The following is a 15952-nucleotide window of genomic DNA, read 5'->3' as shown; positions in this document are numbered from 1 at the left end:
ATCGATCGCCGCCCTGTGCGGTCCTTGAGTCAATCGATCCCTTCCTCGTCGGCCAGTGGTGAGTGGTCAGTGTTTACGGATGATATCCGCTCCCACGCAAGGGGAATCCCTGCGCTCGCGCGCGCCCGGCCGCCAGCGCATCGAGGGTAGGGCGAACGCCATACCCAGCAGCGCCCCGGCCGCCACGTCGAGCGCCACGTGCTGCTTGACCGCCAGCGTCGAATAGGCGATGGCGGCGAACCAGGCCCAGTTCAGCACACGCCAGAAGGCCGGCGTGCGCGCCTCGCGCAGCACGTCCTCGATGCGGATGGCGGTGAAGATGGCCACCGCCACGTGCATCGACGGGCAGGCATTGCCCGCCGCGTCCACGCCCTGCAGCATCGCGAAGCCCGGGTAGCCGGAGACGTCGATGGCCAAAGGGGGTATCTGGGTCGGCCAGAAGTAGAAGATGCCCAGGCCGGTGACGCACAGCCCCCCGATCCACAGCCCGTAGACCACCAGTTCGCGGAAGGTGAGCTGCAGCCCCGGCGCGATGCCCACGTACACCCAGAGCGAGAGGTACGGGCCCAGCAGGAAGGCCTGGAACGGGATCAGGTGGTCCAGCGGCGTCAACGGCATCACGACGATCGGGAACGACGGATTGCGCAGCAGGTGGAAGTAGCCGATGAAGAACAGCCACGTGAAGACCGTGGTGCCGACCGCCTTCAGCAGGAAATGGCGGCGCACGCGCAGCCAGATGTCGGCGGTCCATGTGGGCGGCCTGGCGCCGGATGCTGCGTTCAGGGAGATCGGTGAGTGCATGGTGTTTGTCGGCCGCCGATCTTGCCAGAGCGCCGTGAAGCACCCGCCGCTGCGTCGCCGTGTCAGGCGGGCGCGGGCCGCTTGCGGTGCTGGAACGAGGTGGGCGAGCGGCCTGTGGCGGCCTTGAACATCGCGCAGAAGGCGCTGTCGGTGGCGTAGCCGCTGGCGGCGGCCACCTGGCTCACCGCCATGCCGCGCGCCAGCAGCGGCAGCGCATGCGCCATCACGGCCTGCTGGCGCCACTGCTGCCAGCTCATGCCGAGCTGGTCACGAAACAGGCGCGCCACCGTGCGCTCGCTGGCGCCGATGGCGGCGGCGCGCTCGGCCAGCGTGGCGCGGTCGGCCGGGTTGCGCAGCAGCGTCTCGCAGAGCTGGCGCAGGCGCTTGTCGGTGGGCAGCGGCACGTCGATGCGGATCTGCGTGGCGCGCTCCAGCTCGTCGACCAGCAGCGGCGCGATCATGCGTTCGCGCTGCGGCGCATGCGCGTCGGCCGGCGGCAGGCCGTCGGGCGTGGTGTCGAGCGCGAGCATCAGCGCGCGCAGCAGGGGGCTGATCTCGAGCACCTCGCACTTCTCCCACGAGGGCGCGATCCAGGCGTGCAGGTAGACGGTGCGCAGCTCGGCGTCTTCGATGAGCGTGATGCTGTGCGGCATGTTGGCCGGCACCCAGAGCGCCCGCGAGGGCGGCACGATGTAGCTGCCGTCCTGCGTGCTCAGGCGGATCACGCCGCGCGTGGAAAAGGTGAGCTGCGGCCACGGGTGCTCGTGCAGCTCGACGAGCGTGTCGGCGCTCAGGAAATGCTCCTTGGCGCGCAGCGGCCGCACCGCGTCGGGCGCGTAGAGGTGCGGCGTGAGGGAGGCAACGCTGTTGATCGGGGTGGGCCCGCGCAGCCTGGCGGCGGACGCGGCGCTCCTTGGGGGGGATGAGGCGGCGCTTGGCATGGTTTCGACAAATGTTGTCGCTGTATCGCCATTCTGCCGCTTCCCCGCCGCATAGCATCGGTGCCCGCCCCGTTTTTTTGTAGCAATCCATGTCTTCAACCTCGTCCACGAGCGCAGCTTCCTCCTCCCCCCAGACAACTTTGCGCACTGACGCCAAGCTCATCGGACTGGTCGGCCTGGCCCATGCGGTCAGCCACTTCAGCCAGCTCATCCTGGCGCCGCTGTTCCCGTGGCTGAAGGACGCGTTCAACGTGAGCTACCTCGAACTGGGCGCGGTGCTCACCGTGTTCTTCGTGGTCTCGTGCATCGTGCAGGCGGCTTCGGGCTTCATCGTCGACAAGCTGGGGCCGCGGCCGGTGCTGTTCGTCGGACTCGGGGCGCTGGGGCTGGCGGCCTTCGGCTACTCGGTGGCCCAGAGCTACTGGATGCTGCTGGTGTGCGCGGTGGTTGGAGGCATCGGCAACGGCGTGTTCCACCCGGTCGACTACACGCTGTTCAACCGCAAGGTCGCGCCGACCCGCCTGGGCCATGCCTACAGCGTGCACGGCATCACGGGCAGCCTGGGCTGGGCGCTGGCGCCGGCCTTCGTGGTGCCGATCGCCATCGCCTTCTCGTGGCGCGTGGCGCTGGCCTCGGCCGGCGCGGTGGCGCTGCTGGTGCTGCTGGTGCTGTGGGTCTACCGCAGCGTGCTGTCGCTCGACGCGGCGGCCGTGCACAAGGCCACGGGGCAGGGCGAGCACGCACCCGCCGGCGGCGAGTTCGACTTCCTGCGCATCCCGGCCGTGTGGATGTGCTTCGGTTTCTTCTTCTTCTATGCCGTGGTGATCAGCGTGGTGCAGACCTTCGCGCCCGTGGCCGCTGGGCACCTGCATGCCGTGCCGGTGGCGCTGGTGGCGGTGTGCCTCACGGTCTACATGGTGGCGAGCGCCGCGGGCATGGTGGTAGGCGGCTTCCTGGCTTCCGATCCCTCGCGCTGCGAGCGCATCGTGGGCGTGGGCTTCGGCGTCGCCGCTGCGCTGGCTCTCGCGCTGGCCTTCGCCGACTTCCCGCCGATCGTGGTGCCGGTGCTCTTCGGTGCCATGGGCTTCGTCTCGGGTGTCGCGGGCCCGTCGCGCGACCTGCTGGTGAAGAAATCGACCCCGCCCAATGCGACCGGGCGCGTCTACGGCGTGGTGTACGCCGGCCTCGACATCGGACAGGCCGTGGCGCCGCTGGTGTTCGGCCGGCTCATGGACCACGGCCAGTACACCAGCGTGATCGTGGGCCTGGCGCTGGTGCAGGGCGTGCTGATCGCCAGTGCCTTCAACGTGCGTCGCGTGCGGCGCACGGCGCTGGTGGTGCCGGCCTCCGCCTGAGTCTGCGGCCCACGCGGCTGAACGAAGTGCGGTCGATATCATCGACCGCATGCAAGCCTTGTATGTCTATGTGGTCGCCGGCGCCGTGCTGGCGGGTTTCGTGCAGGGCCTGTCGGGCTTTGCGTTCGGACTGGTGGCGATGTCCGTCTGGGCGTGGACCCTGGAGCCACAGCTTGCCGCCGTGCTCGCCTTGTTCGGGGCGCTGACGGGGCAGGTGATTGCCGCGGTCACCGTGCGGCGTTCCTTCGACAAGAGCGTTCTCTGGCCCTTCGTGCTCGGCGGGCTGGTCGGGGTGCCGTTCGGCGTCTGGTTGCTGCCGCACCTCGATCTTGTCGTCTTCAAGCTTTGTCTCGGTGTGTTGCTGGTGCTGTGGTGCCCGGCGATGCTGATGTCGCAGCATCTGCCGAAGGTCGAGTTCGGGGGGCGCGCGGCTGATGCTGTGGCCGGTGCCATCGGGGGAGCTATGGCGGGCATCGGAGGGTTCTCGGGGACCATTCCTACGCTGTGGTGCACGTTGCGTGGGTTTCAGCGGGATACGCAGCGGGCTGTGATCCAGAACTTCAATCTTTCGATGTTGCTGGTGGCGTTCGGGATTCACGTTTTCAGCGGGAATATCGGGCGGGCTGTTGTGCCTTTGCTGGGGGTTGTTGCGCTGGCTGTTGCTGTGCCTGTTTTGTTGGGGGCTCGGCTTTATATCGGGATCAGTGAAGGGGCGTTTCGGAAGGTTGTGTTGGGGTTGTTGACGGCTTCCGGGGTGGCTTTGTTGGCTTCTGCTGTTCCTGCTTTGTTGGCTCGTGGTTGAGGTTTTTTTGGGTGTTTGCTTCCCGGGGCCGGGTCTCGGCCCGGCGGCCGACTCACTTTCTTTTGCTTCGCCAAAAGAAAGTAAGCAAAGAAAAGGCGACCCTACTGTCTGCGTCCCTCCGCTTCGCTGCGGGCAACCTGCGGTGCTCGCGTTTCGCGGGGTCTCGCAGAACTCGCTTCGCTCAAACAGCTGCGGCCCTTATCCCTCCTACGTCTGCGCTCCTCGGCGCAGCCAGAAGGGAGGGGGAACAATTGGGCCATCGCGTTGCTCGGCCCCCAAGGCACTGCAAGCGCTTCGCGCTTGCAGTGCTTGGAATGGATCGTTGGTCTCGTTGGAGGCGCTGGAACTGAATACGTGGCCGAGCGAAGCGAAGGCCAGTCCAGGCTGTTCAGAAGGCCGAGCGCAGCGATGGCCTGCTCGGTCTCCAACTCCCTTCTGGCTGCGCCGAGGAGCGCAGACAGTAGGGTCGCCTTTTCTTTGCCTACTTTCTTTTGGCGAAGCAAAAGAAAGTAGGTCCGCCGCCGGGCGGAGACCCGGCCCCGGGAAGCAAACACTCCGCTTACCGAGGCAACGCCAAAGCAAACGGCAAACTGACAACCCCCAGCAAGGTAGACAAGGTCACCAGCCCAGCCACATAAGGCCCGTTGTACCCCATACGAGCCGCCAACACATAAGCACTAGAAGCAGTAGGCACAGCAGAAAACGCCATCAACACAGCCCCCTGAGCAGCATCGAGCCGCAACAACCGAGCCAGCCCCCAGGCCACCAACGGCAGAAACAGATGCCGTATAGCCAGCACGGACACCGCCAGCGTCTTCCCCGCCCCCAGAGTAGAGAACTTCATCCCCGCCCCCGCGGCCAGCAGCCCGAGCGCCAGCGACGCAGCCCCGATTCGCGTAAGCGTAGGCGTGGCCCACGTAGGCACCGTGAGCCCCAGCACATTGGCCAGCAACCCCGCCACCGTCGCGACGATCAGCGGATTGCGCACCAGCTGCCGCACGAACCCCGTCTGCGCATGCCGCGTCATAGGCCACACGGCCGCGATGTTGAAGATGGGCACGCACACGCCGATCAGCACGGCGATCAGCAGCAGTCCCTCGGAGCCTCCGAGCCGTTCGGCCAGCGCCAGGCAGATGAAGGAGTTGAAGCGGAAGGCGATCTGCGCGCTGGCCGCGTGGTCGCGCCGGTCGATGTGGGTGCCCAGGCCCGGGATGAAGGGCAGGGCATAGGCCAGCGCGATGCCGCAGGCTCCTACGCCGACGCCCGCGGTGAGCAGGCTCGAGGTCGCGCCGAAGTCGAGCGGGCTGCGCACGATGGAGTGGAACAGCAGTACAGGAAAGAGAAAGTAGTAAACCAGGCTCTCGACCTGGTCCCACACGCGACGATCGAGGGCGGTGTAGCGGCAAAGGAGCCAGCCGATGGCGATGAGGGAGAAGTCGGGGAAGAGCAGCTGCGCGTAATTCACCGCTTCGAGGATAAACCCGCTTGACCATGGGTAATCCAGAGCACGGAGAACGCCCCCGAGCCGCTAGCATCCGTGCTTCGTTTTTCGACATCGGTCGAGTCAGATCAAATAAGGAGTTTTCGATGCAACGTCGTCAATGGGGCGCAATGGTGGGAGCCGCGGCACTGGTCATGGTCGCGGGTCAGAGCTTTGCGCAGGGTTATCCCAACAAGCCCGTCGAACTGAGCGTTCCGTTCGCACCGGGCGGCACGACGGACATCGTGGCGCGCGTGATCTCCGATCCGCTGGGTAAGGTGCTGGGCCAGCCCGTTGTGGTGATCAACCGCGCCGGTGGCGGCGGCATCGTCGGCGCGGCCGAGACGGCACGCGCCACGCCCGACGGCTACAAGCTCGGCATCGCCACGGTCTCGAGCACGGCGGCCAACCCGGCCATCAACCCGAAGACGCCGTACGACCCGATCAACGACTTCACGCCGATCATCAACATCGCGGCCACGCCGAACATCATCGCGGTCAATCCGAGCTTCCCGGCCAAGAACTACGCCGAGTTCGTGGCCGAGCTGAAGAAAAACCCCGGCAAGTACTCGTACGCCTCGTCGGGCACGGGCGGCATCGGCCATCTGCTGATGGAGCTCTACAAGAGCCTGACCAACACCTTCGTCACGCACATCCCGTACCGCGGCGCGGGCCCGGCGCTGAACGACGTGGTGGCCGGCCAGGTGCCGATCATGTTCGACAACATCCCCTCGGCAATGCCCTTCATCCAGAGCGGCAGGCTGGTTCCCATCGTGGTGTCGGCCCCGCAGCGTCTGGCCGCGCTGCCCAACGTGCCCACCTTCAAGGAAGTGGGCCTGGAGCCGGTGAACCGCATGGCCTACTACGGCATCCTCGGCCCGAAGGGCCTGCCGAAGGAGGTGGTCGAGAAGATCAGCGCGGGCGTGAAGAAGGCCGTGGAAGAGCCGGCGGTGCGCAAGCGCATCGAGGACACGGGCTCGCTGATCGTGGCGAACACGCCCGACCAGTTCTCGGCGCAGATCAAGGCCGAGTACGAGGTCTACAAGCAGGTCGTGAAGAAGCAGAACCTGAAGCTCGACTGACCGTCGCTCCTCGCACCAGTAAAGCCGCCCGCGTGCCGGGCGGCTTTTTCTTTTTGCTATCTTGCAAGGCATGACCGAGGCCGCCCCGCAGACACAGACGAAGACACCCGAGATCGACGATTTCATCGACGCCCTGTGGCTCGAGGACGGGCTGTCCAAGAACACGCTGGCGGCCTATCGCCGCGATCTCGCGCTGTTCGCGCAGTGGCTGGATGCGCAGCGCGGCGGCGCGGGGCTCGATGCGGCGAAGGAGACCGACCTGCAGGCCTACATGGGCGCGCGGCTGTCCTCCAAGGGCAAGGCCACGTCGGCCAACCGCCGGCTCACGGTGTTCAAGCGCTACTACCGCTGGGCACTGCGCGAGCGCCGCATCACGGCCGACCCGAGCATCAGGCTCATGCCCGCAAGGCAGATGCCGCGCGCGATCAAGACGCTGTCCGAGAAGCAGGTCGACGACCTGCTGGCCGCGCCCGACGTCGAATCGCCGCTGGGCCTGCGCGACCGCGCGATGCTGGAGCTGATGTACGCGAGCGGCCTGCGCGTGAGCGAGCTGGTGGCGCTCAAGGCCACCGACATGAGCCTCAACGACGGCGTGCTGCGCGTGCTCGGCAAGGGCAGCAAGGAGCGGCTCGTGCCTTTCGGCGGCGAGGCGCGGCGCTGGATCGAGCGCTACCTGGAAGAGTCGCGCCCGGCCATCCTCGACGGGCAGCAGACGCCCGACCTGTTCGTGACCGCACGCGGCGCGGGCATGACGCGCGTGATGTTCTGGATCATCGTGAAGAAGCACGCCACCGCGGCCGGCATCCACGTGCCGCTGTCGCCGCACACGCTGCGACATGCCTTCGCCACGCACCTGCTGAACCACGGCGTCGACCTGCGCGCGGTGCAGCTGCTGCTGGGGCACGCCGACATCTCCACGACGACGATCTACACGCACGTGGCGCGCGAGCGCCTGAAGCAGCTGCATGCGCAGCACCATCCGCGCGGTTGAGGGCGCGCGGTTTCTTTCCCCGAAAAACAAGGAGACACGATTCATGAAAAAGAAGATGACGACGCTGCTCGCGGCAGCACTGCTGGCTGCGGGCACCGCTGCGTTCGCGCAGGGCTTTCCGACAGCCAAGCCCATTCGCCTGATCGTCGGCTATCCGCCCGGCGGCGGCATCGACTTCGCGGCGCGCACGGTGCAGGTGCCGCTGCAGGAGGCGCTCAAGCAGCAGCTGGTGGTCGACTACAAGCCCGGCGCGAGCGGCATGATCGCGGCCACCGAGCTCACGCGCCAGCCCGCCGACGGCTACACGCTGCTGCTGGCCAACACGGGGCCGTTCGCCATCGCGCCGTACCTGCAGAGCAAGCCGCCGTACGACCCGATCAGGCAGTTCACCTACATCGGGCAGATCAGCCAGGGCAGCTACATCGCGGTGACGCGACCCGACCATCCGGCGAAGAACCTCAAGGAGTTCGTCGCCTGGGCCAAGGGGCAGCCGGGGAAGGTCAACTTCGCCTCGGGCGGCAACGGCACCTCGACGCACCTCAACGGCGAGCTGATGAACCAGGTCACGGGGCTCGACATGACCCACGTGCCGTACAAGGGCAGCGCGCCCGCCGTGCAGGACCTGATCGGCGGGCAGACGCAGATCCTGATCGACGCGGGCAGCGTGCTGCTGCCGCAGGTGAAGGGCGGCAAGCTCAAGGCGCTGGCGGTGACCGGCCCGGTGCGCGATCCGCAGCTGCCCGACGTGCCGACGGTGAAGGAGCTTGGCCTTGCGGGCATGGAGTCGGTCGGCTTCCAGGGGCTGGTCGGGCCGGCCAACATGCCGAAGGAGATCGTCGAGCGGCTCTCCGGCGGGCTGGCGAAGGCGCTGGCGCAGCCGGAGATCAAGGCCAAGTTCGCGACGGCGGGCGCCGAGGTGCATTCGCTCGGCCCGGTCGAGTTCGCGGCTTTCGTGAAGGCGGACAATGAGAAGTGGTCCAGGCTGATCAAGGAGCGCAAGCTGCAGCTGGACTGACGCCATCCATCACGCAAGCAGGCAGACGATCCGGGCTGCCAAACACACGACATGAATTTCCTCGCTTCCTCGAAGCCTTCGCGCCGCACGGCGACCCGACTCCTCGCCGCCGCCGCGCTTTGCGCCGCATCCGGCGCTTTCGCGCAGGCCGTGCCCAAGACCGTGCGCCTCATCGTCGCCTACCCGGCGGGCGGCGTCAGCGACGTGGTCGCGCGCGCACTGGGCGACCGGCTCGCGGCGCAGATGGGCGTCACCGTGATCGTGGACAACCGTGCCGGCGCGAGCGGCGCCATCGGCATGGACGCGGTCGCCAAGGCCGCGCCCGACGGCGCGACGCTGGGCTTCTCGGCCATCAGCCCTCTGGTGCTGAGCCCGCACCTGGGCAAGCTGCCGTTCGATCCGCTGAAGGACGTGGCGCCGGTGGCCAGCGTGATGTATTCGCCGGTGCTGCTGATCGCCACGCCGGCGAGCAAGGCCAAGGACTTCAAGGCGCTGATCGACGATGCCAAGGCGCATCCGGGTGCGGTGCGCTGGGCCACCTCGGGGCCGGCCTCGCTCGGCCACATCGTGCTGGAGCAGCTGCGCGCGGCGGCCGGCGTCGACATCACGCACGTGCCCTACAAGGGCGGCGGACAGCAGCTCAACGACGCGATCGGCGGGCAGTTCGAGATCCTGTCTACCAACGCGAGCCCGACGCTCTCTTCGCACATCCAGTCGGGCAAGCTGCGCCCGCTGGCGGTGGGCGCACCCGCGCGGCTCGAGAGCCTGCCGCAGGTGCCCACGCTGGGCGAGCTGGGCTACAAGGCGGCCAACATCAATTCGCTGTTCGGCGTGTTCGCGCCCGCAGCCACGCCTGCCGCGCTGGTCGCGAAGTACAACGCCGAGATCAACAAGGCGCTGGCCAGCCCCGAGTTGCGCGCCAAGCTCACGGCCACCGACAACGTGCCGACCGGCGGCACTTCGGCGGCGTTCGCGAAGGAAATCGCCAGCGAATTCGAGAGCAACGGCCGCATCGTCAAGGCCGCCGGCATCAAGGCCGACTGACGCCTTCATGACACCTCGGCTTGTGGGTTGATCGTCCCTACCTTATAGTAGGTAGATGACCAACGCCACGGCCCTCGCCACCGGCAGCACCCGCGAGCAGATCCTCGCGGTGGCGCGCGGCTTCATCGAAACGCGCTCCTACCTGGGCTTCAGCTTCCAGGACGTGGCCGACGCGGTCGGCGTGCGCAAGGCCAGCCTGTATCACCACTTCCCGACCAAGGAAGCGCTGGGCGTCGCGGTGATCCGAGGGGCGACGCAGGGCTTCAAGGACTGGGACGCCGCCCGGGCGCGCGAGCCGAAGGACGCGCTCGAATCGTATTTCCGCATGTACCGCAATACGCTGCGGGCCGGCTCGGGCATGTGCCCTGCGGGGGCGGTGGCTCCCGGCTGGGGCGTCATCAACGACGAACTGCGCCTGGCCGTGCAGGAGCTGCGCAACACGCAGGTGACATGGCTCACCGGCGTGCTGGGCGCGCTGATGCCGGAGCGCAAGACGGGCGCCTCGGTGGCTTCGCTGGCCGGCTATGTGTTCTCGGTCTGCCAGGGTGCGCTGCTGTCTGCGCGCATGACGGGCCGCGTCGACGACTTCGACGAAGCCATCGCCCAACTCAGGAGTTCCTTGCCGGGCTGAGCGCCCGGCCTCGCGCAGGCACGCTTCGGCGTGCTTACTTTTCGACCTCGAAGCCTACCGATTGGAAGGTAGTCAAACCCGCTGGAGCACATCCCATGAAAGCCGTCATTTCCGCCTACGCCCGTTCCCCGTTCCATTTCGCGAAGAAAGGCGCGCTCGCCGAAGTACGGCCCGACACGCTCGCCGCCGGCGTGGTGCGCGGCCTGCTGCAGCGCACCGATCTCGATCCCGCGCTGCTCGAAGACGTCATCCTCGGCTGCGCCTACCCCGAGGCCTCGCAGGGCAACAACCTGGCGCGCATCGTCGGGCTGCTGGCCGGCCTGCCGCACGAGGTGGGCGGCATGACGGTCAACCGCTTCTGCGGCTCGTCGATGCAGGCCGTTCACATCGCCGCCGCGCAGATCGAGGCGGGCATGGGCGATGCGTTCCTGTGCGTGGGCGTGGAGTCGATGACGATGGTGCCGCAGGGCGGCTTCAACTTCTCGCCGAGCCCGGAGCTCAAGGAGAACACCGACGCCTACATCTCGATGGGCGAGACCGCCGAGAACGTCGCGCGGCGCTGGAACGTGAGCCGCGTCGACCAGGAAGCCCTCGCGGTGGAGTCGCACCGCAAGGCGGCCGAGGCGCGTGCGCAGGGGCGGCTGGCGGGCGAGATCGTGCCGGTGCGCCTGGCTTCGGGCGATGTCGTCGATGCCGACGGCTGCATCCGTCCGCCCACTTCCGCCGAGGCGCTGGCCAATCTGAAGCCCGCGTTCCGCCCCGACGGCGTGGTCACGGCCGGCACCTCCTCGCCGCTGACCGACGGCGCTGCGGCGGTGCTCGTCACCAGCGACGAATTCGCGGCGAAGCACGGGCTGAAGGCGCTGGCGCGCATCCGCTCGTTCGCGACCGTGGGCGTCGACCCGGCGATCATGGGCATCGGCCCGATCCCCGCCACGCGCAAGGCGCTGGCGCGCGCAGGCCTGAGCGCAGCCGACCTCGACGTGATCGAGATCAACGAAGCCTTCTCCTCGCAGGCGCTGGCCTGCATCCGCGATCTCGGGCTCGACCCGGCGAAGATCAACCTCGACGGCGGCGGCCTTTCCATCGGCCATCCGCTGGGCGCGACCGGTGCGCGCATCACCGGCAAGGCAGCGTCGCTGCTGGCGCGCGAGAACGGCCGCTATGCGCTGGCGACGCAGTGCATCGGCGGAGGGCAGGGCATCGCGACGATCCTCGAGCGCGTCTGAAAGCCGAGCCGTCCGAGAATGACGGCTGCCACTGACAACAAAGGAGACCTCATGGCCAAGCTGTATCTCGAAGACCTGAAGGTCGGCGACCGCTTCCGCAGCGGCGAGCACGCGCTGGATGTGGCGCAGATCAAGGCCTTCGCGCAGCAGTTCGATCCGCAGCCCTTCCACACCGACGAAGAAGCCGCGAAAGGCACCTTCTTCGGGGGCCTCGCCGCGAGCGGTTGGCACACGGCCGCGCTCACGATGAAGCTGCTGGTCGAGAGCGGCATCCCGCTGGCCGACGGCATCATCGGCTCGGGTGGCGAGCTGCAGTGGCCCAGGCCCACGCGGCCCGGCGACGTGCTGCACGTGGAGGGCGAAGTGACCGCGATCGTGCCTTCGCGCTCCAAGCCAGGCCGCGCGATGGTGACGATGCACTGCCAGACGCTCAACCAGCGCGGGGAGGTGCTCCAGGACTTCTCGCCGAAGCTGGTGGTGCACGCCAGGCCCGCATCGGCCTGAGCCGCGTTCAGACCACGCGCAGGCCCAGCTCCTCCACCAGCGAGGCGGCCTGCCGGTGCGAGATGGTGGCGCCCTTGAACTGCGCCGCGTTCGCGAGCCGCAGCCCGCCCAGGTCGACCTCGCGCAGGTCGGCGCCCTCGAAGCGCGCGAGCTTCAGATGCGCGTTGCGCAGGCTGCCGCCTTCGAACACCGCCTCGCGGAAATCGCAGCCGGACAGGTCGGCCTCGGAGAAGTCGAGTTGTTCGAGCTTCTGCTTGCGAAACGACATGCCGCGCAGGTGCGCGTCGACCAGCAGCGAATCCTTGAAACCGATGCCCAGCGCCGACACTTCGCCGAAGTGCGCGCCGGTGAGCTTCACGCCGCTGAAGAACGCCGAAGCCAGCTTGGCGCGCGCCCATTGCGTGTTGTTCAGGTCGCTGTCCTGGAAGCGGGCGTTCGTCAGGTCCGCGAGGCCGAAGTCGGCCTGGCGCGCCCTGCAGCCGGCCCAGCGGCTGTCCGACAGCAGGGTGCGGTCGAACGAGGTCTCGGCGAAGTTGCACAGCGTGAATTGCACGCCGCGCAGGTCGAGGCGCGACAGGTCGGCTTCGTCGAAATTGCAGCGCTCGAAGTGCAGCGGCTCGTTGCCCTTGCGGTCCTGCAGGCAGGCGAGCAGGTCGGGGCGCGACCAGGTCTGGTCGGAGATCACGGTGGTCATTCGGGGCGGGAGTCGGTCAGCGCACGAAGTTCTTCGGGGCTGAAGCCCGCCCGGCTGCGTGCCTCGAGGTTGAAGGGCGGCTTGTGGCGCGGCGCGTCGTAGCGCGCGACCAGCGCCGGGTAGGTTGCCTCCGCATCGAGGCCGGCGCCATCGCACAGCCAGCGATACCAGTGGTTGCCGATGGCCACGTGGCCCACTTCGTCGCGCAGGATGATGTCGAGGATCTCCACCGCGCGCAGCGCATCGGGCGTGTTCACGCGCTTGAGCTTGCCCTGGATGAGCGGCGTGGCGTCGAGCCCGCGTGCTTCGAGCGTGCGCGGCACCAGCGCCATGCGGGCGAGCACATCGTCCTTCGTCTTCTCGCACATGTTCCACAGGCCGTCGTGGCCGGGGAAGTCTCCGTAGCGCCAGCCCATGTCCTGCAGGTGCGCGTGCAGCAGGGTGAAGTGCAGCGCCTCCTCGTCGGCCACGCGAAGCCAGTCGCGGTAGTAGGCCTCGGGCATGCCGTCGTAGCGCCAGACGGCGTCGAGCGCGAGGTTGATCGCGTTGAACTCGATGTGGCAGATCGAATGGATCAGCGCGGCCCGGCCTTCGGTGGTGAAGGGCGAACGCTTCTGCACGGCGGTGGCGGCCACGCGTTGCGGCCTGTCGGGGCGACCCGGAACGCCGATGTCGTCGCCCGCGACGCGGATGGGGTCTGTTGCTATGGATTCGGTAGCGCCGGACGCCAATATGGCGCGCGTCGCCGCTACCTTTTCATCGGGGTCTGTAAGGCGAAGCGCGGCCAGCGCGCTCAATCGGGGGTGCATCCCTACAATTCTAGGTTTTGACCTTGCAGGGACCGGAAACAATGGCGCTCTACGAACTCGACGGTGTGGCACCCCAGGTGGGCGAAGGTGCATGGGTGGCCGACAGCGCGGAGGTGATGGGCAACGTCAGGCTGGCGGACAACGCCAACGTGTGGTTCGGCGCGGTGCTGCGCGGCGACACCGAGACGCTGAGCATCGGGCGCAACAGCAACATCCAGGACCTGTCGGTGCTGCATGCCGACATCGGCTGCCCCCTGACCGTCGGCGACAACGTGACCGTCGGCCACCAGGTGATGCTGCACGGCTGCACCATCGGCGACAACACGCTGATCGGCATCCAGGCCGTGGTCTTGAATAACGCGAGGATCGGCCGCAACTCGATCGTTGGCGCAGGCAGCGTGGTGACCGAGGGCAAGGAGTTTCCCGACAACTCGCTCATCATGGGATCGCCCGCCAAGGTGGTGCGCACCCTCGACGACGAGGCGGCCGCCAAGCTGCGCCACGGCGCGGAGAACTACGTGGCCAACGCCCGGCGCTTCGCCAAGGGCCTGAAGAAAATTGGCTAACCCCCAGGCTTGCCCACTTCGTGTGGCCGCCAACCCCCTTGCAGGGGGCAATACCGGCGGCCCGGCAAAGCCGGTTCCGCGGTATTCCGCGCGAAGACTGTTTTATTGAGAGAGGACCAATGTTTTGAGCGAGCTGCACAAATTCCTGTTCGATGGCCTGCCGGTGCGCGGCATGATCGTGCGCCTGACGGATGCGTGGCAGGAGATCCTCGCGCGGCGCGCCTCCAACACCTCCACCGGCGCCTATCCGCAGCCCGTGGTCGAACTGCTCGGCGAGATGACGGCGGCGGCCACGCTGATGCAGGCCAACATCAAGTTCAACGGCGCGCTGATCCTGCAGATCTTCGGCGACGGCCCCGTCAAGGTGGCGGTGGCCGAGTCCAAGCCCGACCTGAGCCTGCGCGCCACCGCCAAGGTGATGGGCGAGCTGCCCGCCGATGCGCACCTGCCCGACATGGTCAACGTGAACAACAAGGGCCGCTGCGCCATCACGCTCGACCCCAAGGACAAGCTGCCGGGTACCACCCCCTACCAGGGCGTCGTGCCGCTCTTCGGCGACAACGGCGAGAAGCTCGGCAAGCTCAGCGACGTGCTTCAGCACTACATGCTGCAAAGCGAGCAGCTCGACACCACGCTGGTGCTGGCCGCCGACGACAAGGTCGCCGCGGGCCTGCTGATCCAGCGCCTGCCGGTGAAGGGCGAGGGCAACCTCGAAGGCACCGCCGACAAGGACCACGACCAGGCCAACGAAGACCAGATCGGCCGCAACGAGGACTACAACCGCATCTCGATCCTCGCGTCGAGCCTGACGCGCGACGAGCTGCTCACGCTCGACGTCGAGACCATCCTGCGCCGCCTGTTCTGGGAAGAGAAGCTGCTGCGCTTCGAGCCGCAGGCCGGCATGCTCGGCCCGCGCTTCGCCTGCACCTGCGGCCGCGAGCGCGTGGCGCAGATGATCCGCGGCCTCGGCGAGCAGGAGGCCGAGAGCATCCTCGCCGAGCGCGGCAACATCGAGGTGGGCTGCGACTTCTGCGGCAAGCAGTACCGCTTCGACGCGGTCGACGCTGCGCAGCTGTTCACGCCGCTGGGCGACCAGATCCCGGGCAGCCCGGTCGTGCAGTGAGCGGCTGCGCCGACGAGCCTTTCAGCGCAGCACCTTGACCATCGCGGCGAGCCGCTCGTTCGCGTAGCCGGCCGCCAGCGCGCGGTCGAACATGCCGGCCAGGAAATCGGGAAAGCTCGCGTCCAGCTTCGCCTCTCGCGCCTGCTTCACGAACAGCCGGCCCGAACCCGCGCAGGTGGCCATCGAGCTCTCCGGCTCGCCGTAGCGTCCGGCCTCGATGGCGTCACCCTCGGCGCGGATCATTTCCCCCAGCACCGGCGATATCGCGCCGATCATCCGGCCGAACTCGCCCACGCCCAGCCCTTCGGACTCGCAGATGCGCGCGCCGTGGAAGAAACCGCTCATCGCGCCGAACATGCACGACAGCGTGGCCAGGTCCCAGGCCGCCGCGTTGCCGATGGCTTCGCCCATGTACATGAGATTGCCCGCGATGGTCTCGAGCACCGGGCGGCAGGCGGCCAGCGCGCGTTCCTCGCCGGAGATGAAGAGCGGCGTGTCGGGCCGGCCGATCTGTCCGGGCGTGGCGAGCAGGGCGCCGTCGAGATAGGCCACGCCGTCGGCGGCTGCCCAGGCCTCGCGCGCGTCTTGCGGCGTGCCGGTGCTCAGCTGCACGAGCACCTTGCCGCGCAAGGCCGCGGCCACGCCGGGCATGGCGAGGATCGAGCGCGCTGCCGCGTAGTCGGCCACGCACGTCAGCACGATGGGGCTCGCTTCGACGGCGCTGCGTGCGTCGGCCGCGAGCAGCGTGCCCTGGTTCAGCAGAGGCTTCGCACGCCCGGCGGTGCGGTTCCAGAGGGTCAGCGTGTACCGGGGCTGAAGGGCGCGCGCCAGCGCGATGCCCATGGGGCCGAGGCCGATGAGGGATACGTCGGTCATGTCGTTCTC

17 protein-coding genes are annotated in these 15952 nt (G+C 67.9%); 11 read left to right on the top strand and 6 right to left on the bottom strand.

From position 1 onward, the window contains the following. Positions 1-66 precede the first annotated feature (66 nt). Together ABL840_RS26355 and ABL840_RS26350 are read right to left on the bottom strand one after the other, a co-directional pair. On the bottom strand, positions 67-801 hold the full coding sequence (locus tag ABL840_RS26355) for a phosphatase PAP2 family protein (protein ID WP_093303913.1): 735 nt from the start codon (positions 799-801) through the stop codon (positions 67-69). A 62-nt stretch (positions 802-863) separates the two neighbouring features. Then, a complete protein-coding gene (locus tag ABL840_RS26350) occupies positions 864-1742 on the bottom strand; it encodes an AraC family transcriptional regulator (protein WP_093203253.1) in 879 nt (292 codons plus the stop codon). An 89-nt stretch (positions 1743-1831) separates the two neighbouring features. Between ABL840_RS26350 and ABL840_RS26345 the strand changes: the two genes are divergently transcribed. Together ABL840_RS26345 and ABL840_RS26340 are read left to right on the top strand one after the other, a co-directional pair. Beyond that, positions 1832-3097: an MFS transporter gene (locus tag ABL840_RS26345; RefSeq protein ID WP_093303915.1), complete on the top strand. Its 1266-nt coding sequence runs from the start codon at positions 1832-1834 to the stop codon at positions 3095-3097. 49 nt (positions 3098-3146) lie between these two features. Continuing rightward, positions 3147-3899 (top strand): sulfite exporter TauE/SafE family protein, encoded by a 753-nt coding sequence (locus ABL840_RS26340; RefSeq protein WP_093303918.1) that lies wholly within the window; start codon positions 3147-3149, stop codon positions 3897-3899. Positions 3900-4458: 559 nt separating this feature from the next. Here ABL840_RS26340 and ABL840_RS26335 read toward each other — a convergent pair. Further along, on the bottom strand, positions 4459-5376 hold the full coding sequence (locus ABL840_RS26335; RefSeq protein ID WP_176947535.1) for an AEC family transporter: 918 nt from the start codon (positions 5374-5376) through the stop codon (positions 4459-4461). Between the two features lie 110 nt (positions 5377-5486). On the opposite strand from ABL840_RS26335, the gene ABL840_RS26330 reads away from it, so the two are divergent. The 7 genes from ABL840_RS26330 (at position 5487) to ABL840_RS26300 (ending at position 11875) form a co-directional block, all read left to right on the top strand. Then, positions 5487-6461, top strand: coding sequence for a tripartite tricarboxylate transporter substrate binding protein BugE (locus tag ABL840_RS26330; protein ID WP_093203242.1), 975 nt, complete (start codon positions 5487-5489; stop codon positions 6459-6461). 70 nt (positions 6462-6531) lie between these two features. Beyond that, complete coding sequence (xerD, locus tag ABL840_RS26325) at positions 6532-7452, top strand: site-specific tyrosine recombinase XerD (protein WP_093303922.1); 921 nt, start codon at positions 6532-6534, stop codon at positions 7450-7452. A 43-nt stretch (positions 7453-7495) separates the two neighbouring features. Further along, positions 7496-8467, top strand: a complete 972-nt coding sequence (locus ABL840_RS26320; RefSeq protein WP_176947527.1) for a Bug family tripartite tricarboxylate transporter substrate binding protein — start codon at positions 7496-7498, stop codon at positions 8465-8467. A 51-nt stretch (positions 8468-8518) separates the two neighbouring features. Then, on the top strand, positions 8519-9511 hold the full coding sequence (locus tag ABL840_RS26315; protein WP_093203237.1) for a Bug family tripartite tricarboxylate transporter substrate binding protein: 993 nt from the start codon (positions 8519-8521) through the stop codon (positions 9509-9511). 55 nt (positions 9512-9566) lie between these two features. Further along, positions 9567-10142, top strand: a complete 576-nt coding sequence (locus ABL840_RS26310; protein ID WP_093303926.1) for a TetR/AcrR family transcriptional regulator — start codon at positions 9567-9569, stop codon at positions 10140-10142. A gap of 95 nt (positions 10143-10237) precedes the next feature. Continuing rightward, the gene (locus tag ABL840_RS26305) at positions 10238-11371 is read left to right on the top strand and encodes a thiolase family protein (protein WP_093303928.1); all 1134 of its coding nucleotides are present in this window, start codon (positions 10238-10240) and stop codon (positions 11369-11371) included. A gap of 51 nt (positions 11372-11422) precedes the next feature. Next, on the top strand, positions 11423-11875 hold the full coding sequence (locus ABL840_RS26300; RefSeq protein ID WP_093303930.1) for a MaoC family dehydratase: 453 nt from the start codon (positions 11423-11425) through the stop codon (positions 11873-11875). A gap of 7 nt (positions 11876-11882) precedes the next feature. On the opposite strand, the gene ABL840_RS26295 is transcribed toward ABL840_RS26300, so the two are convergent. Beyond that, on the bottom strand, positions 11883-12569 hold the full coding sequence (locus ABL840_RS26295) for a pentapeptide repeat-containing protein (RefSeq protein ID WP_093303933.1): 687 nt from the start codon (positions 12567-12569) through the stop codon (positions 11883-11885). Continuing rightward, positions 12566-13378, bottom strand: coding sequence for a ferritin-like domain-containing protein (locus tag ABL840_RS26290; RefSeq protein ID WP_093303935.1), 813 nt, complete (start codon positions 13376-13378; stop codon positions 12566-12568). Before ABL840_RS26290 ends, ABL840_RS26295 begins: the two co-directional genes overlap by 4 nt. A gap of 41 nt (positions 13379-13419) precedes the next feature. On the opposite strand from ABL840_RS26290, the gene ABL840_RS26285 reads away from it, so the two are divergent. Further along, on the top strand, positions 13420-13944 hold the full coding sequence (locus tag ABL840_RS26285; protein ID WP_093303938.1) for a gamma carbonic anhydrase family protein: 525 nt from the start codon (positions 13420-13422) through the stop codon (positions 13942-13944). A 124-nt stretch (positions 13945-14068) separates the two neighbouring features. Next, on the top strand, positions 14069-15067 hold the full coding sequence (locus ABL840_RS26280) for an Hsp33 family molecular chaperone HslO (RefSeq protein ID WP_093303940.1): 999 nt from the start codon (positions 14069-14071) through the stop codon (positions 15065-15067). A gap of 21 nt (positions 15068-15088) precedes the next feature. On the opposite strand, the gene ABL840_RS26275 is transcribed toward ABL840_RS26280, so the two are convergent. After that, positions 15089-15943, bottom strand: a complete 855-nt coding sequence (locus ABL840_RS26275; protein ID WP_093303943.1) for an NAD(P)-dependent oxidoreductase — start codon at positions 15941-15943, stop codon at positions 15089-15091. Positions 15944-15952: the final 9 nt, after the last annotated feature.

This window comes from Variovorax sp. NFACC27 (assembly GCF_048301545.1).
GTDB classification, from domain to species: Bacteria; Pseudomonadota; Gammaproteobacteria; order Burkholderiales; family Burkholderiaceae_C; genus Variovorax; species Variovorax gossypii.
The sequence above is the reverse complement of the archived record's forward strand: the minus strand, read 5'-3'. Positions and strand labels throughout refer to the sequence as shown.

Excerpts from the sequence above, each read along its gene's own strand:
- ABL840_RS26290 (WP_093303935.1), bottom strand. The coding sequence starts at position 13,378 with ATGCACCCCCGATTGAGCGCGCTGGCCGCGCTTCGCCTTACAGACCCC.
- ABL840_RS26305 (WP_093303928.1), top strand. The coding sequence starts at position 10,238 with ATGAAAGCCGTCATTTCCGCCTACGCCCGTTCCCCGTTCCATTTCGCG.
- ABL840_RS26345 (WP_093303915.1), top strand. The coding sequence starts at position 1,832 with ATGTCTTCAACCTCGTCCACGAGCGCAGCTTCCTCCTCCCCCCAGACA.
- ABL840_RS26340 (WP_093303918.1), top strand. The coding sequence starts at position 3,147 with ATGCAAGCCTTGTATGTCTATGTGGTCGCCGGCGCCGTGCTGGCGGGT.
- ABL840_RS26275 (WP_093303943.1), bottom strand. The coding sequence starts at position 15,943 with ATGACCGACGTATCCCTCATCGGCCTCGGCCCCATGGGCATCGCGCTG.
- ABL840_RS26310 (WP_093303926.1), top strand. The coding sequence starts at position 9,567 with ATGACCAACGCCACGGCCCTCGCCACCGGCAGCACCCGCGAGCAGATC.
- ABL840_RS26355 (WP_093303913.1), bottom strand. The coding sequence starts at position 801 with ATGCACTCACCGATCTCCCTGAACGCAGCATCCGGCGCCAGGCCGCCC.
- ABL840_RS26285 (WP_093303938.1), top strand. The coding sequence starts at position 13,420 with ATGGCGCTCTACGAACTCGACGGTGTGGCACCCCAGGTGGGCGAAGGT.
- ABL840_RS26315 (WP_093203237.1), top strand. The coding sequence starts at position 8,519 with ATGAATTTCCTCGCTTCCTCGAAGCCTTCGCGCCGCACGGCGACCCGA.
- ABL840_RS26300 (WP_093303930.1), top strand. The coding sequence starts at position 11,423 with ATGGCCAAGCTGTATCTCGAAGACCTGAAGGTCGGCGACCGCTTCCGC.
- ABL840_RS26350 (WP_093203253.1), bottom strand. The coding sequence starts at position 1,742 with ATGCCAAGCGCCGCCTCATCCCCCCCAAGGAGCGCCGCGTCCGCCGCC.
- ABL840_RS26320 (WP_176947527.1), top strand. The coding sequence starts at position 7,496 with ATGAAAAAGAAGATGACGACGCTGCTCGCGGCAGCACTGCTGGCTGCG.
- xerD (WP_093303922.1), top strand. The coding sequence starts at position 6,532 with ATGACCGAGGCCGCCCCGCAGACACAGACGAAGACACCCGAGATCGAC.
- ABL840_RS26295 (WP_093303933.1), bottom strand. The coding sequence starts at position 12,569 with ATGACCACCGTGATCTCCGACCAGACCTGGTCGCGCCCCGACCTGCTC.
- ABL840_RS26330 (WP_093203242.1), top strand. The coding sequence starts at position 5,487 with ATGCAACGTCGTCAATGGGGCGCAATGGTGGGAGCCGCGGCACTGGTC.